Raw genomic sequence first — 16,302 nt, forward strand, 5'->3', positions numbered from 1 at the left:
TTCATTTCTACAACCTTTAACTTTCAAACAAATCCTCTAGGGGTACTGGCCGGCCAAAATAAAAGCCCTGCATATAATCACAACCTAGCTCAGTAACAAACTCAGCTTGTTGCGGGGTTTCTACCCCTTCTGCCACCACTTTAAAATTCAAACTTTGCGCAATTTTAATCACCGAGCCAATCAACACTCGGTCACTACGATGGGTTTTGATCCCTGCCACAAAACTCCGATCAATTTTTACTTTATCCACCGGCAAACGGCGCAAATAGCTCAAGCTGGAGAAGCCGGTACCAAAATCATCTAACGAGATGCTGATCTGCTTATCACGCAAGCTTTGCAAGATATCCACCGCATAGTCGGTGTTCTCCATCAAGATGCTTTCGGTAAGTTCTAGCTCTAACCACTGCGGCTGACAGCCGGTATCTTCTAACGTACGCTCTAAAAAGCCTTTAAATTCGCTTCGGTTAAAGTGCAAGGTACTTAAGTTAACCGCTACCTTACATGGCCCATATTGCTGCAATTGCACCGCTGCCTCACAGGCCCGTCTAAACACCCACTCACTTAACGGAATAATCTGGCCCGTCATCTCGGCCAAGGGAATAAACTCCGATGGCGGAATAAAGCGCCCAGGTTCACGCTCCCAACGCAACAGGGCTTCATAGCCCACTGTGGCGGTATCGCTACAGCGCACAATCGGCTGATAATGCAAGGCCAACTGATTGCGCTCAATCGCCTCCTGCAAACTCGAACGCATCGCCGCTGATGATTTAAACTGCAAGCTCATACTCTCTTGGTACACTTGCACGTGATTATGGCCTTGGCGCTTGGCTTGATGCATGGCCATATCGGCCCGCTGTACCAACTCCAATGGCGCATATTGGTCGTCCGTTTGATGCGCCACGCCAATACTGGCAGTTAAGTATATTTTATGGTGCATGATCCGATACGGCTGTGCGACGGCCGCTAATAACTTATCCGTCAGCTCTTTGACCGCTCGCTGATTATCATGCACTTTGTCGGTAATGATTAAAAACTCATCACCACCAAACCGGCCTAAGATAGCCTGCTTACCAACCACAGCTTCTAACCGCTGCGCCAGCACTTGGAGTAAGCGGTCACCCACTTGCAAGCCCAAGCTATCGTTGATGTAGGTAAAGCCATCCAAGTCGATAAACAACACCGTTTGCTGCTTGTTTTTATGGAACCTATCCGCTAGCACCTGCTCACTGGTGGTACGGTTAAGCAGCCCGGTCAGGGCATCATGCTCGGCCTGAAACTTCAGTTGCCGGCCCTGCAACACCAACTCGCGGTTACGCTCTACCGTCAGTGCCATCATCAGCACCAGCAAAATCCCCGCAAACACCACTAAGACCTCAAGATTAGCCCGCTCTTGTAAACTGCTGAGATCTACCAAGTAGGTTTGAATCGGGTTACCTGAGGTGTTGTAGTCTGTTACTAACGCACTGTCATACAAGAACAAAGCCTTACTGGCGAGGTAAGCTTTTTGCTCATCGCTGATCCAATACCCCGCATAGTCAATCAACACGCCTCGGCCAAGCATGGTGTATGCGGTAATAGGTGATTCCATAATGCGGGTTTGCGGCGCTAACATCAGCGGCACGTCAAACACCACCAATAAAGAGAACTGCCGCTCCGGCTGTTCTTGTTGCGGAGGATGCGCCTCGGTAAATTCCACCGGCAAACGCACAAACATCAAGGTTCCATCAGGCGAGTTCTCGCGAGAGGCAACCAGCATTTCAATTCGGGTTAAACTTGGCGCGGCATCCACGCGCAAATAGGGGTCGATGTTCCACAGATGGGTGTAATGGCTGTCGCCGTTTTTATTCTGCTCCCAAACCACATCTGTCCCTTCAAGCAGCATCATACTTTCAAGAAAATCAATATCTTCCAAATAGGCTTTAACATCTGCGTCCATCAATCGGTCATGATGGCTGGCAGGATAATCACTCCAGCGCTCGGCCACCCGCTCGAACGTCCGCAAATGCTGCGAACCTAGTGAACGCCTACTCTCGTTTAAATTCTGGGCAACCTCACGACCTTGCTCACGCAAGTTATTCATTTGGCTGTGAAAGGTGAGTAAACCAAAGCTGGTTGCGGCGGCTAAACCTAACAAGACCATCCAGGTGGTCAACGCACTGACAGGAGGCAGGTACTCATGCCCAGCACGGCTGGCATTCCATACCGCCAATGCCGCTAGCAACACCAGCGTACAACTAATCAAACTGCCAATCGGATGCCGCGCCATCAACGGCTGCTGATAATAAAAATGCAGCACTATCATGGTTAACATGCCCAGCGCAATCGGGGCCGCCAGCAACGCTTGCACGCGCATCGCCACCCGCCCACGTAACCGCAGCGCTAACCACAGCGACAATAGCCCCATCAAGCCGTGCGTAATCGGATGCACCTGCGAATCGTAAGGATCAATCACGGAGCCAAACAAGCCGTTGGCAGCTACCACCACCCCAATAACGGCAAACGCCCGCGACAACCAAGGCTGCCACGAGCGTTTTGAATGCAAATCAAAGGTAAGGAGACTCAAGCCATTAAACACCGCACCTAATAGCAACGATGAGCTCATGGAGTGGTAAAGCGGCAACTGGGTCGGTTCCCAGTAGCGATAGCCCAGGATTAAAATCCCAGCTAATAGCAGTGAAAGCGACAACACCAAATGGGTCACTGCGCGTGCTTGTTGGTCTACCTGAATTATACGCATTCGGTAATCCTGCTAGTCTAATTATTCTTATTATTATGGGTAGCGCCGTCAGCTCATCACATCAGCATTTACGACATAAGCTTATATAACCATAAGAAGATAACCATGACTAGTCGGATTAGCGAGTTTGCCAACAAAAACCAAAAAAATCCTGATGAAGATAGAGATAACTAGTTTAAAAGTGATAGAGCGAATTTTAGATGTGTAACTACCGTGGGCATACCTTGCGGATTGCCTCATGAAGTCGCCTTAATGCAATAACTAACGCGACAACTAGCTTTAATGCGCTAGAATACTGATATGGAGCCGCTTAAAAATCGAAGCTGAGCGTGGTAACACCCAAAGCTTACCATTGCGATCCCGAAACACCGCGTGGGTCAGAATCGGTGACCGTTCCATTTCTATCATGGCCCGGCGCAAGGCTTGACCATTCGATTCACTGCTTGGCACCCCAATATCAGATAATTTTTCGTCACCGTTATATAACGATATCTTGCGGTGCCTCTTATAATGACCACTCTGACTAGCTGTCACTGCTTGTTCCCCCATGTCCGTACAGAAAATAGTGCTTATAATTGTAGGTAGTATGTAAAGATTACGCTATAAATCATTTTCGATATAGTAGGCGCAAAATCGTAACGATTTGTTGCGTCTTGGTTAACTTTTAAAGAATAAGGCACGAAAGGGGTAAAAAACAATCGGGTTTTATACGAAATCGTTGTCAGATTGGGGATGATTTGAGCGTCCGTTATTTTAACAGTGTAAAGGTTTTGGTGAGGGCTTGTTTGTTTGGAACTTAGCGGGGGCTTAATCAGAGCTTAATCGGAGCTTGTTCGGAGCTTGCGCTAGCGCATGAGGAGAATTAGAAGAGGCAGCAGTGCGACCAAAGTATGGATTACGGAGTTCGAACAAGGTGCTGCCTCTCCTAATACAAATAGGCTACCTGAGAGATCGGCTATTGTCAGTAATTTTTTTCTGGTCTAGGCTGATTTTTCGCTTATAACTCAAGGAGAAATGTAAATGGATATTACACATCATGGTGCTCATGAAGGGGTCACCGGTTCTTGCCATCAACTTCACCTCGATATCAAAGGTAGCTCCAGTCCATGTTCCGTGTTGATCGACTGCGGTATGTTTCAAGGGATGGATGCTAAACGCCATCAGCTTCATCAACAAATGCTAGCGGTCGCCGAGCAAGAGGGCACGCTGGGTTACAGCGGCGTTGGTGGAGCTGCTGGAGCTGGTGGTGGCGTTCGCGGTGCTAGCAGCATGAGCAGCCGAGATAGCAGCGGGCTTGGCTTTAGCATCGACGACATTGAAGCTTTGGTGCTCACTCATTGCCACATCGACCACGTCGGGCGCGTGCCACAGCTGATCACCGCCGGCTTCAGCGGCCCTATTTACTGCACACCAGCCACCGCTAGTTTGCTGCCGATCGTCTTGAGCGATGCACTAAAGTTGCAGCTCGGCCATACCAGCCAGCAAGACGACATGATTGACCACCTGGTGCGCCGCATCCAGCGCCAAGTCATACCCATCGCTTACGATCAATGGTTTACCCTACCCTTTAGCCGCGACCAAATCCGCTTACGGCTACGCAACGCCGGCCACATCTTAGGCTCTGCCTACGCCGAATTTGAGCGCATCGAAGACGGCTTTCGAGTGGTCTTTTCAGGCGATCTCGGTTGCAAAAATACGCCCTTGCTACCGGACCCGACCCCACTCGAGTACGCCGATATCTTAGTACTCGAAAGCACCTACGGCGACCGCCTGCACGAACCGCGCGAGCACCGGCAAGCAAAGCTCAAACAAGTCATCGAGCGGGCCTTTGAAGATAAAGGGACGGTACTTATTCCGGCGTTTAGTATCGGCCGCACCCAAGAGCTGCTGTACGAACTTGAAGATCTCATCCACAGCAACACCGATTGGGCCAAGATGACAGTGATTTTAGATTCGCCGCTAGCATCGCAATACACCGCCATGTATCGACGCCTGCGCCAGCAATGGGATGACGAAGCCAAGCAACGCCTGGCCGACGACCGCCATCCGCTTAATTTTGAACGGCTGCACATCGTTGAAAGCCACGAACAGCACGAACAACTGGTGGAACTCTTGCGTGATAGCGGCACCCCAGCGATTGTCATAGCCGCCAGCGGCATGTGCAGCGGTGGCCGCATCGTCAACTACCTGAAAGAGCTGCTGCCCGATGCTCGCACCGATCTGATTTTTGTCGGCTACCAAGCCGAAGGCACCCCCGGCCGCGACATCCAACGCTACGCCGAACACGGCCTCGGCTCCGGCAGTTCCGGCTACGTGGTACTCGACCACCAACGCATCGCCATCAACGCCCGTATCCATACCCTTGGCGGCTATTCAGCTCACGCCGATCAGCGCGAACTGGTCGAATTCGTACAAAGCGCCCAGCGCCCCATCCCCGACATCCGCCTCGTACACGGCGAACCCGCCGCCAAACGCGCCCTGCGCGCCGTCCTAGACAGCTTCGATTGAGCCGAAGAAGGACTTGCGGCCCCAGCTACGGAGCTGGGGCCGCAAGTTCCTCCAAACAATCTAAAACTTTACCAAAGTACGACCAATGTCGTACAATAGAGGCCTGCCATGGGATTTAACAACATTAAAAAGAGAGTCATCAAATGCTTGGATGAAGGACTCGTTTCTCACGAAATGAGAAACAACATTGACGTCAAAAACTTATTAGCGACCGGACAGGTAACTCTTAATGAGGTTGCAACCATTATTAAGCGAGCCAGAAGTACAGATTACATGACCAGCCCACATCATTTTGACGCCAGTATAGAAGTTCATGTTTTGAAGGTGACGTACTCATGCCAATTCTGGTATATCAAATGGTACTTCAATGAGGCAAACAGTGTATTTATCAGCATTCATATGTAAGAGGCTAAAATGAAAATATTCAAGGTTGGTGACTCACACAAAGCAGCCTGTACAACATGCCAATCATTTGGAGACACAACATTCCAGTTACGTGATGTCCCCTTCAGCGATGGCAGCGGTATCGTTAAAAATGTTCTGGTTGGCGTTTGCGACAAATGTGACAGCGTCGTTCTCCTTCCACACCAATCAACTCCCGCGGTTAAGCGCCAGTATGAAACCAAGCGCAAACCGGTCGAGGGACGCTTACCTGCACACCTGATCGATATCCTAAACCTAGCAACAATAGAAATTGGGGCTTCCATCGATTTCGTCCCCAATTTAATGAAATACTATATTCACGCATTGTCTGAGAATGAGATGGCAGCGAAATCTATCACACAGTATTTGAATAGCGAATTAGCAAAAGGTCGAGCAGATAAACGGCTATCCCTAAAAGGGCGGCTACTAGCTAGTGAAATTGAGCGTCTTAAAGTGATAACCGATATAGCAAACACAACTGATTTACTAAAAAGCATTGTTCTTAAGATTAACGAAGACCTTTTACTTAAACGAAAAGCAGCACCAATTAAAGAATTGAGAAATATATCAGCAGCATTGGCGTAGAGACTTAAATACCGGAGCCACCTGCGGCCCCAGCTAAGTAGCTGGGGCCGCAAGTCCCTCCAAGTCCCTGCAGACAGAAAAGAGCAACAAGCCTACTTAATCACAATCGGGTTAATCGGCGAGCCTGAGCCGCGTTCCATTTTCAGCGGCGCCGCGGTGAACATAAAGGTATACTGGCCATCTTTGGCGCTATCTGCAGCCAAATCGTCCAGCCAATACAACTCGCTCAGCACCACACCTAAATCACGAATCAGCGCGCCATGTAAAGGAATCACGTAGTCGTCACCCTCAATCTTTTGTGGTACCAATTCAACTGCTAAGTTATCCGCCGCAATCACCGGAATTTCCATCTGATCAATCCAGCGCACCAACTCTTTGCTGTAGCACAAACCTGGCTCGGTGGTAGCGCTCCATGGCGCATCTGGCGCATCGCTATAAAAACGGCCAACGGAGCCCGTACGAATCAGCAGAATATCACGCTTCTGAAGCGTTACGCCTTGGGCCTTTGCTGTCTCTTTCAGATCTTGCAAAGTCACGCAGCTGCTAGGTGGCAAACGCCCGGCATCACCGCCTTTACGCAAACCAACATCCAGCAACACCCCGCGTCCCACAATACCGTGACTCGCCAAGCTACCAATATCCACATGGTCATGCCCATGCACCGTACTATCAGCGCTCACCCCACCGTAAACTTGGTCACCGTACCAAGCATGGCCTAACGCATCCATGTGCGTGGTTCCTTGCAGGTACATAAATACCGCATCATCAGAATACTTCACGCCACCCGCCAGTTTATCCAGCTTACCGGTGTCGTACATGCTCTCATCTTGAGTCATATAGTGCATGGCCGGCACTCGACCAGGAAAGACCGGTCCCACGCCATGAATCATCGGCAACTGTAAAGTAAATGTCTTACCTTGCTTCACAGCTTTTACCCCACGCATCGCCTGCGCGTCATCGAGGTAATTCAGCGCACCAATTTGGTCGTCATCTCCCCATTTGCCCCAGTTCTTCGGCATATCGGCCTGTAATTTCTCAATCGGTGTTTGTTGTGCCAGAGCTGCTGTTGATAAACCCATCAGCATGGCTGCAATCGCTACTGGTAGTACTTTCTTTGTTGTTTTCATAATGTAAGTCCTTATTGTTATTGGAATAAAACTTAGTTACTCAATTTAATGTATTTGGTTTCGAGATATTCCTCGATCCCTTGACGGCCGCCTTCACGACCCATACCCGACGCTTTGACTCCGCCAAATGGCACCGCAGCATCTGAGATAAGGCCCGTGTTGACACCCACCATGCCTACCTCAAGCTCTCGTGCAAAGCGTTGAATTCGTTTTAAATCTTGGCTGTAGACGTAGGCAGCCAAGCCTGCCTCTTGCTGGCGTAACTGCTGAATTAATTGGGTCTCGTCAGTAAAGCGCACCAAAGGTGCTACCGGCCCAAAAATCTCCTCTTGCACGCACTCCATAGCAAAACTGGCGTCAGCCAATACCGTGGGTAAAAACCAATTAGCATCGCTCTGCCAACGTTTACCACCGCATAACAGCTTGGCCCCTTTGGTGAGCGCATCTAACAACAGCTTTTCTACTTTATGCAGGGCCGCCCGGTTGATTAACGGCCCAATCGTGACATCAGTCTGATCGCCAGAGCCCAAGCGCAACTGCTGCACCTTCTCAACTAAGCGTTCAGCAAATGGCTGATACACTTCATCGGCAACAAACAGGGCATTGGCGCACACGCAGGTTTGCCCAGCATTACGAAACTTAGCCGCAATAGCTCCATCCACCGCAGCCTCAATATCCGCATCGGCGCAAACAACAAAAGGAGCATTACCACCCAGTTCTAACGACAGTCGCTTCAAGGTTGGAGCACATTGAGCCATCAACAAGCGCCCCACCGCAGTCGAGCCAGTAAAACTCAACTTACGAACCTGCTTGGAAGCCGTTAATTGAGCTCCTACCTGCTGTGCATCGCCGGTGATCACATTCAACACCCCAGCTGGTAGCCCCGCGCGTTGCGCGAGCTCAGCCAAAGCCAATGCTGTAAAAGGTGTATCCGGCGCTGGTTTAACAATCATGGTGCAGCCCGCAGCTAAGGCCGGCGCTACCTTACGAGTGATCATCGCCGCCGGAAAATTCCATGGTGTAATGGCCGCACACACCCCTACCGGCTCTTTAACGACCAACATCGATAAGGGGGTTTCGCCGTAGGGCAAGGTCGCCCCACCATCAAGCAGGCTCGGCTGCGCAAACCATTGAATGTAACTCGCAGCATAAGTTATCTCACCGAGCGCTTCAGCCAACGGCTTACCCTGCTCCAGCGTCAAAATCCGCGCCAAGCGCTCGCGCTCAGCCATAATCAACTCATACCAAGCCTGCAACAGCGCACAACGCTCACGAACCGGTACCTGCCGCCACAGGTAATAGGCTTGTTCGGCAGCAGCAATACAGGCCTCAACTTGCGCGCTATTGAGTTGTGGCACCGTGCCTAAGCACTCTCCTGTTGCTGGGTTGACGACCTCCTCTACCGCATCGGCATCAAGCCACTGGCCATTCACTAATGCCTGCTGGCGTAACTCAATCACGTCGTTTTTAAACATCTTTAAACTCCACTGTATTGCGGTTTTCCACAGCTTGCTGGGCCCGCCAGCGTTGTTGCTTTTTCACCAAAGTCGATTGATCAATGCCCAGCGCTGCCGCCGCTTGGCGGGTAGTGCCGTACATGGCCAGAGCCTGCTCAATCAGCTCACGCTCTAAACCTTCTACTTGTTCTTTCAAGCCCATGCCAAGGGCCGTAAAACCTGTATCTACTCGCATTTCGCGTGGCAGTTGCGCCGTGGTAATCAGCGATTGCTCTGCAGTCACCACCAATCGCTCGGTCAGGTTGATCAACTCGCGAATGTTGCCCGGCCAGTGATAGCGTTGTAACCGAGCAATCACATCGCTGTGCCAACGACAATCAAACTCGTACTTAGCATTAAAATGGCTTAGATAATGCTGCAGCAAGGCTTCAACTTCTTCAGCCCGCTCGCGCAGCGGTGGCAATTCCAGTGGCACCACACTCAAGCGATACAACAAATCTTCACGAAATTGGTGCTGTGCCACCAATTCATGCAAGTTATGGTGGGTTGCAGAAATCAACCTGAAATTGGTATTTTTGAATTGAATACCGCCAACCGGAATAAACCGGTTTTCAGCAATCACTTTGAGCAGTTTGGCTTGCAAGCTCAGCGGCAAATCGCCAATCTCATCAAGAAATAAAGTGCCGTTATTAGCGGCCTCAAGCAGCCCCGTCTTGCCTTTCTGAGCAGCCCCAGTAAAGGCCCCCGGCACATAGCCGAACAATTCTGCTTCTAACAGACTCTCTGGCATGGCAGCACAATTCAACTCAATAAAGGGCCCTTGCGCCACGGCGCTGTAATCATGAATGGTGCGCGCCAGTAACGTCTTACCAGTGCCGGTTTCACCCTGAATCAGAACCTTGGCGGCGGTGGGAGCAACTCGTTTGGCGAGATCGTAGCAACGCTGGGTTGCCCGACTGATAATCACCGCATCGTTGGCCTCGTGCGCACCATAATGGTCACGCACATGTAAGATCTGCTCCAACTGTTCTTCGGCGCGTTTGGCCTGCAGCAACTCGGTAACGTCACGCACGGTCGTAACTATGTATTCAAGTCGCCCTTGCGGGTCGAACATGGGCGTACCCGAGACTAAAATATTATGATCATTGCCAATGGTCTGAGTGAGCGTGACCGGACCTTGCTCTTTCAACACCTCCAACGACACCGAACGCGAGATGTAGCCTCGCTGTACCACTTCAGACATGTGTAAGCCCACGAGCGCACTACGTGGGATGCGGGTAATACGCTCGTACGCCTTATTCACAGTGACCGTCACGCCATGACCATCGGTGATATAGACACCATCACTTAACGCATCAATCACTCGCTGTAAATTATCGCCGGACATCATGCGCGTTGCTCCCTTAGGCGCCAGCCGTACACTAAAAAGCACAGCAACAGCCCGGCTGCAAAGGCCCAAGTAGCACCTTTCACCACCAAAATGGCAGCAATCACCCCAGCAATCCCTAAATCACGCTCGGAGCGTGCCTCTTGAATGCCAATACGCACGCTCACATAGCCTTGAATAAGCAGAGTGAGCGCTAAAGCGATCCCCAAAATCGGCTGCACCAAACTCACCACCGGCAACAACAACAAGCCGGTATTGGTGCCCCAACGAAACGAGCCGGCGCCACCAAAAATCGAGTCCATCGCTTGCCGCCCCTTTTTGAAGCGCTCCACAATCACCACATGCATGGCCGCCCACAAGGGTCCGCACATAGTCACATCGGGTCCGATCACGCTCATGCCGAGGTTGCGCGCACCAAAGATCAAATGCGCACGATTAGGGTCGTAATCAATTTTCTCATCTTGGCGTACCTCGTCTGCTTCATCCAAGATAGCCTTGCTTTGCAACACATCACCAAACAACACAATGTACGCCGCAAGCACCGTCGGAATCGCACTCAAGTACATACTCCAAGGCGGAAAACCCACTCCGAACAAGGTGTATTGACTAAACATGGTGGCAAAATCAGGCGAGGTGAATCCCCACTCCAACTGCGGCCAAGGCGCTTCTGAAAACAGCGGGGCCAGTACAATCGCCAAGGCAATAATCGGGAAAATACCTAGCTTACCTAACGCCGCAAACACCCAATGACGATCTTGCAAGGCTGCAAAATGCTTAGAAAAGATCAGATAAAAGGCAATACCCACCGCAATAGAAATGGTAAATGGATAACTTTCAAAGCGCCCACCATCGTCAAACACCACAGCCACCGCTGCTAGCCCAGCCCCCATAATAATGCCGGCTTTGATGGCACTGGGTATCAACTGCACTACCCGCTTAGCAGCGCCCGAGGCGCCCAGCAAAATAGCAAACAACCCCAGCAACATCTGAAACGCAATCAATGCATGCACCCGCGCCTCACCTTCCGGGAACATCGACACATACATCATCAGTAACGGAATCGCTGGGGTTATCCACCCAGGGACCACAGGATCACCAAGCAAATGGTGCAGTAAATAAAACAAACCATTGAGCACCACAATCGCTAACGCCGCCTCGAACGGCATGCCCAGCAGTTCGGTCATTAATGAGATGGCGGCAAGATCAACCGCACACATCAACAGCCCTTGAAAATAGTCCGGCCATTCAAAGCGATAATGCACAAACGGCAACCGCACTTTAAACGGACCAAGGGCAAAAAACGGTGCTTCAGCGCCGCTAACGCGTTGTTTCCATAACGACATCAGAGGCTCCTTAGTAGGCTTCGCGATAAATGGCTTCGATATCTTGCACCGAGAGCTCGCGCGGATTATTGCGCAATAGCCGAGTGACCCCACTTGCGGCTTTTGCAAGCTCTGGTAAGGCCGACTCAGGGATGTCAAACTCGCGCAGTTGCGCCGGAATATTGACCGCCGCACACAACGCCTGCATTTGCTGTAAGACATAATCCCCAGCCGCTTCTGCGCTGATACTATCGGCCGCACCAAAAGCTTTGGCTAATTCGACAAAGCGCTCAGGACAAGCCGCTTGGTTCCAACGCATCACTGGCACCAACATCACCGCATTGCTCATACCGTGTGACAAATGATAACGGCCTCCTAGCGGGTACGCCAAAGCATGAACAGCACCCACCCCAGCGTTACCAAAAGCCAGCCCAGCCATCAAACTGGCGGTGGCCATTTCTTCGCGGGCGACCATGTTGTCAGGCTCTTGATAAGCCTGCACCAAACTGGCTTTGATTTTACGGATAGCCGCCAACGAATAGGGCTCGGTTAACGCCGTCGCAAATCTTGAAAGGTAACTTTCTACGGCATGCACCAACGCATCAATACCGCTGGCCGCAGTAACACCTGGCGGACAGCTCAGCGTGAGCTCTGGCGCCACAATGGCCACATCAGGCAACATCTCATTACTCACAATGCCCTTTTTTAACTGGGCTTGGGTATCAGCCAAAATAGAAATGTTGGTAACTTCTGATCCGGTACCTGCGGTAGTAGGTAAACAAATCAGCGGATATTGCCGAGGTTTCACTTGGTCTTCACCAAACAGCTCCGCTAACGGGCGCGTATCACCAGCGTAAACCGCCACGGCCTTGGCCGTATCCATGGCACTACCGCCACCAATCGCCACAATGCCATCGCAACCTTTTGCCATAAACAGCTCGCGACAGGCTTCAACCACCGCCATCTCAGGTTCAGCTGAAATCGCATCAAAGACAGTCACGTGATGCACACCAGCTTGGTTCAACTGGGCGGTAACCGTAGCGATAATGCCCGCCTCACTCACCCCGCGATCACTCACCAATAACGGGCGCTGCATAGCAAGCTGTTGCATCTCGTGCGCCAACTGATGACTAGCATGGGCGCCAGTTAGCAACCGTCGAGCGGTTTTAAAGGTTTGAACGGTTGAAGTACTCATGATCTTCCTCTCGTTGTTCTTGTTCTTGTTATTGGCGTTCGATAGTCGGTACCTTGGATGACAAAGACAGATGCAAACAGCGTACCAACTTTCATAAAATTCATAACACCATGTTTTTAAATGAATTTATTATTTACCCCGAAGAGTCTTGTTCATTCTTTTGATGACAATCATCATCAAATTACACCTTACGATGACGATTGTCATCAATGTTATTCATATCCTCAAAAATAAATAGCTTTAAAAACATGGAGTTATAAATAGCTACCGACTTGGCACAGCCATTGCACCTATCACCCACATCAGCATCATCTCATTCTGAGAGCTGTCACCAACGATAATAACAACAAGAGGCAATGGTTATGACTGACAAAACAACACGGCTTTATCTTCCAGCAGTAATGAGCGCTCTGTTACTGGGTACCGCACCAGCCTATGCCAACAGCAGCAGCGAGCCCGCTTGGGATTTTGGCTTTCACGGTTATGTGAACGCCCATGCGGTATTCGCCGATTGCGATGACTCCGGGGCCGTCGTTGCAGGCAATGCTCTGCTCTGTACCGGCGAAGATGCTACCTCGGTATCCAACGGCTACAGCCCCGCTAGTTTCCAATTCTCCGCCAGCACCCAACGCGAAGGCTTTGATATCAAAGCAGTGATCGCCATCGAGCCCGGCACCACTGATAACAGCGCCTTTAACGGCAACGGCGACAACCGTGCTTATCGCGCCTTCTTTACGGTAGGCAACGCAGAACTAGGAACCATCAAAGTGGGTCGTGATTACGGCGTATTCGGTATCGATGTAGTACTAGAAGATATGGCATTAGGCGGAGTTGGCGCACCAGCGTCCATTCGTAGTCCTCTGAACACCACTCTAGGTGCGGCTGGCTACGGCTACGTATTTGCAGATAGGCTGTCACAAATCACATACAGCCGTCAGTTTGGCGAACAATGGCAGGCCGATATCGGTATTTTTCAGCCGTTAGATCCAGTCAGTTTCGGCGGTAACGGCTATGTCGGCGACTCAGGCTCTGAACGGCCAGGCCTGCACGGCCGCCTACGCTACAACTACGAGCAAGGGTTTGTCTCTAGCACCTTCTACAACCAAGATGTTAGCACCCCAAGCGGCAGCTACAGCGCCCGTGGCATCGATATCACCGCGGCGCTGCAGTTGGGCGATACCCGCTTCATGGCTTCAGCGTTCGACGGTCAAGGTTTTGGCTATTACGGACTTCTGATTGATGCTGCCGATAGCAATGGCGCTCCACGCGATAGCTCGGGCTGGTTAGCCCAAGCCACCCACACCATAGGAGCCACCAAATTTGGCATCAACTACGGTGTCTCACAAGTAGACCTCGCTGGCGTTGATACCTTGGCGCAAGTAGAACAACAAAGCAAAGCCAGCATCGGCGTCTGGCACACCCTCTGGAGCATGTTCACCATCTCTGGTGAAGTCTCTCGCATGGATGCCGAAAGCCACGCCGGCGACAGCATCGAAAACACCGCCATCAGCGTCGGCCTCGCCCTCAGCTTTTGAGGAACTTGCAGACCCACCTCCGGACCCCGCTCCGGAGCCACTTGCGGCCCCAGCTCCGTAGCTGGGGCCGCAAGTCCCTCAAAGCCCCTCCCGATGCTCGCAAACTTCTGCTATCCTACCCACCACCACCCCGCAGCGAGCGCTATCTATGGCCAAATACATCACACTGAACATTAATCTTGAAGATGCCCCTTACCAAGTGTCGCGCCAGCTGTTGGTGCCAGCTAAAATCGATTTATACCGGCTGCATTACTACATTCAGCTAGCGATGGGGTGGACCAATTCCCATCTGCATATGTTCAAAACTGCAGCAGGCTTCTTCTCGAACAACGATGACCCTTTTGATGATCCTTTTGATAACGAGCAACCTGAAATAGGTGCCAAGCTAGTCGCCCAGCTGCCTCGCAAAGGCGATAGCCTGCTTTACGTTTATGATTTTGGCGATGACTGGCGTCATACGGTAACTCATGGGGGCAGCAGCATTCAGCCTCGGCACAGCTCAGTTAAAATCATCGAAGCGGTGGGTGCTTGCCCTACTGAAGATAGCGGCGGCGTTGCACATATGCCCGAGCGCTCCAGCAACAAGCCGAACCTAGCGCAGATCCAACAGCGCCTCGATCAGTTTATCGAACTAACAGAACAACAAGCCCACGACCACGACCGTGCTTTTGCTTTTGTGATGGGTGACCAGGATGCACTAGATGAGACTGACGGCGAGGATTTTCTTGACGAAGAGGCGTTAGCAGCCTTTATAGCGGCCGATGAGGCCGAAGAGTTTAACGAGGATGAACTCACGCCCGAGCGGCAGCAAGCATTTGCTGAGCTGAAGCTGGACATGCAAAAGCAAGCAGCCCAACTACTGTTACAACAAATTATCGCGAACATGCATGCGCAGCAGCGTTATCAGCATGTGAACGAGTTTATCAACAAGCCATTTACGCACACGCCGATGCACCTTGCCCCGCCACCTAACGAGCTGGTCGCTGAGGCGCCGATTATGAAAGCTCTGCTGCCGCTACTGCAAACCATGTGCGACAAGCCCATTAAGCTCACGGCTGCAGGCTATCTGCCGGTAGCTTGGGTCAAACATATGTGGACTGAGCTCAATAGCCCCGACACTCCGTGCATTGGCAAACAGCAATACGAAGTACCTAACTCAGAATCAAAAGTCACCATGGTTGCTGCTGCTCGACACATTATGGCGCAGAGTAGCTTAGTTAAAGCCAACAAAACCAGTTTAACCATCACCGCGAAAGGCAAAAAACTAATAGCTAGCCAAGCGCTGGGCGAGATTTATCACGAACTATTAAAAGCCTGCTTAACCACGTTTCATTGGGGTTTTGTGTTCGGCGACCAGGTGTGTCCACTGCAACGTGCCGTAGCTCCTTCGGTGCTTGCCATCAGCCACTATCTGCCGCAGCACGAGTTTCCGGTTAACATGCTGTACGACATGACCAGCACCTTAATACCCGCGCTTAACGAAGAGCCGATCCCGGCTAGCGCGTGGCGAGATGATAGCGATCATAGCGAACGACAATTCTACTTCGCCTATCGCTACCTCACGTTGTTCGGCATCTTCGGCATCTGGCAACACCAAGCCACCAACGACTACCGCCGCTTCGACACCCAAGCCTACCAAGTCACAGTTACCGATCTTGGCCGCAGCTTGCTGGCGCCATGATGTGAGGTATCTAAAGTGGCATCGGTTTAAATACTAATCAGCGGGTTGAGTTTGACGTTTTTAATTCCAACTTCATCTTTAAATAAAGGGGTATACGGATTTAATGGTTGATGGGGCATCTTCACCCCACCAACCTGATACCACCCTCAGATGGTTGATAGATCGACCCCGTAGTTGAGTTCCTCTGCGAAGTCCGGCAGTCCGTAACCGATGGTTTTCTTGTGGAACGGAGAGACCTTTGCAGTCGGGGGCTTCTTCTTGTGCTTCGTGGTGTACAGCATTCGTTCCCGCATCACTTCGAAGGAGTAACCACGCCCTTCACGGTTCTTGTCTTTGGCCAGTCGG

The 16,302-nt window shown here is 51.2% G+C and carries 11 protein-coding genes and 1 pseudogene; 4 read left to right on the forward strand and 8 right to left on the reverse strand.

What is annotated here, in order from left to right; translation table 11 throughout:
- Nucleotides 1–16: 16 nt before the first annotated feature.
- A complete protein-coding gene (locus NOG12_RS04775; RefSeq protein WP_313932555.1) occupies nt 17–2,737 on the reverse strand; it encodes a putative bifunctional diguanylate cyclase/phosphodiesterase in 2,721 nt (906 codons plus the stop codon).
- A gap of 279 nt (nt 2,738–3,016) precedes the next feature.
- On the reverse strand, nt 3,017–3,271 hold the full coding sequence (locus NOG12_RS04780) for a hypothetical protein (protein ID WP_313932556.1): 255 nt from the start codon (nt 3,269–3,271) through the stop codon (nt 3,017–3,019).
- Nucleotides 3,272–3,757: 486 nt separating this feature from the next.
- On the opposite strand from NOG12_RS04780, the gene NOG12_RS04785 reads away from it, so the two are divergent.
- A complete protein-coding gene (locus NOG12_RS04785; RefSeq protein WP_313932557.1) occupies nt 3,758–5,245 on the forward strand; it encodes an MBL fold metallo-hydrolase RNA specificity domain-containing protein in 1,488 nt (495 codons plus the stop codon).
- 414 nt (nt 5,246–5,659) lie between these two features.
- Nucleotides 5,660–6,253: a hypothetical protein gene (locus NOG12_RS04790; RefSeq protein ID WP_153825977.1), complete on the forward strand. Its 594-nt coding sequence runs from the start codon at nt 5,660–5,662 to the stop codon at nt 6,251–6,253.
- Nucleotides 6,254–6,345: 92 nt separating this feature from the next.
- Here the strand turns inward: NOG12_RS04790 and NOG12_RS04795 are convergent, their stop codons facing one another.
- From NOG12_RS04795 to NOG12_RS04815, 5 genes are read right to left on the reverse strand one after another with little or no spacing between them, the layout of a single operon-like run.
- The gene (locus NOG12_RS04795; protein WP_313932558.1) at nt 6,346–7,380 is read right to left on the reverse strand and encodes a cyclase family protein; all 1,035 of its coding nucleotides are present in this window, start codon (nt 7,378–7,380) and stop codon (nt 6,346–6,348) included.
- Nucleotides 7,381–7,412: 32 nt separating this feature from the next.
- A complete protein-coding gene (locus NOG12_RS04800) occupies nt 7,413–8,855 on the reverse strand; it encodes an NAD-dependent succinate-semialdehyde dehydrogenase (protein WP_313932559.1) in 1,443 nt (480 codons plus the stop codon).
- Nucleotides 8,848–10,227, reverse strand: coding sequence for a sigma-54 interaction domain-containing protein (locus NOG12_RS04805; RefSeq protein WP_313932560.1), 1,380 nt, complete (start codon nt 10,225–10,227; stop codon nt 8,848–8,850). Before NOG12_RS04805 ends, NOG12_RS04800 begins: the two co-directional genes overlap by 8 nt.
- Complete coding sequence (locus NOG12_RS04810; RefSeq protein ID WP_128352372.1) at nt 10,224–11,567, reverse strand: hypothetical protein; 1,344 nt, start codon at nt 11,565–11,567, stop codon at nt 10,224–10,226. The genes NOG12_RS04805 and NOG12_RS04810 overlap by 4 nt, the downstream gene beginning before the upstream one ends.
- Before the next feature lie 10 nt (nt 11,568–11,577).
- Complete coding sequence (locus tag NOG12_RS04815) at nt 11,578–12,741, reverse strand: iron-containing alcohol dehydrogenase (protein ID WP_313932561.1); 1,164 nt, start codon at nt 12,739–12,741, stop codon at nt 11,578–11,580.
- A 362-nt stretch (nt 12,742–13,103) separates the two neighbouring features.
- Here NOG12_RS04815 and NOG12_RS04820 point away from each other — a divergent pair, with 362 nt between their 5' ends.
- Both NOG12_RS04820 and NOG12_RS04825 read left to right on the forward strand, forming a co-directional pair.
- The gene (locus NOG12_RS04820; protein WP_313932562.1) at nt 13,104–14,276 is read left to right on the forward strand and encodes a porin family protein; all 1,173 of its coding nucleotides are present in this window, start codon (nt 13,104–13,106) and stop codon (nt 14,274–14,276) included.
- Nucleotides 14,277–14,424: 148 nt separating this feature from the next.
- Nucleotides 14,425–15,957, forward strand: coding sequence for a plasmid pRiA4b ORF-3 family protein (locus tag NOG12_RS04825; RefSeq protein WP_313932563.1), 1,533 nt, complete (start codon nt 14,425–14,427; stop codon nt 15,955–15,957).
- 146 nt (nt 15,958–16,103) lie between these two features.
- Here the strand turns inward: NOG12_RS04825 and NOG12_RS04830 are convergent.
- Nucleotides 16,104–16,302 (reverse strand): annotated as a pseudogene (locus tag NOG12_RS04830) (ISL3 family transposase); the annotation flags it as partial.

The sequence above is a fragment of the Pseudidiomarina fusca genome (genome assembly GCF_032227045.1).
Taxonomy (GTDB): Bacteria; Pseudomonadota; Gammaproteobacteria; order Enterobacterales; family Alteromonadaceae; genus Pseudidiomarina; species Pseudidiomarina fusca.

Excerpts from the sequence above, each read along its gene's own strand:
- NOG12_RS04800 (WP_313932559.1), bottom strand. The coding sequence starts at position 8,855 with ATGTTTAAAAACGACGTGATTGAGTTACGCCAGCAGGCATTAGTGAAT.
- NOG12_RS04825 (WP_313932563.1), top strand. The coding sequence starts at position 14,425 with ATGGCCAAATACATCACACTGAACATTAATCTTGAAGATGCCCCTTAC.
- NOG12_RS04790 (WP_153825977.1), top strand. The coding sequence starts at position 5,660 with ATGAAAATATTCAAGGTTGGTGACTCACACAAAGCAGCCTGTACAACA.
- NOG12_RS04815 (WP_313932561.1), bottom strand. The coding sequence starts at position 12,741 with ATGAGTACTTCAACCGTTCAAACCTTTAAAACCGCTCGACGGTTGCTA.
- NOG12_RS04795 (WP_313932558.1), bottom strand. The coding sequence starts at position 7,380 with ATGAAAACAACAAAGAAAGTACTACCAGTAGCGATTGCAGCCATGCTG.
- NOG12_RS04785 (WP_313932557.1), top strand. The coding sequence starts at position 3,758 with ATGGATATTACACATCATGGTGCTCATGAAGGGGTCACCGGTTCTTGC.
- NOG12_RS04805 (WP_313932560.1), bottom strand. The coding sequence starts at position 10,227 with ATGATGTCCGGCGATAATTTACAGCGAGTGATTGATGCGTTAAGTGAT.
- NOG12_RS04810 (WP_128352372.1), bottom strand. The coding sequence starts at position 11,567 with ATGTCGTTATGGAAACAACGCGTTAGCGGCGCTGAAGCACCGTTTTTT.
- NOG12_RS04775 (WP_313932555.1), bottom strand. The coding sequence starts at position 2,737 with ATGCGTATAATTCAGGTAGACCAACAAGCACGCGCAGTGACCCATTTG.
- NOG12_RS04820 (WP_313932562.1), top strand. The coding sequence starts at position 13,104 with ATGACTGACAAAACAACACGGCTTTATCTTCCAGCAGTAATGAGCGCT.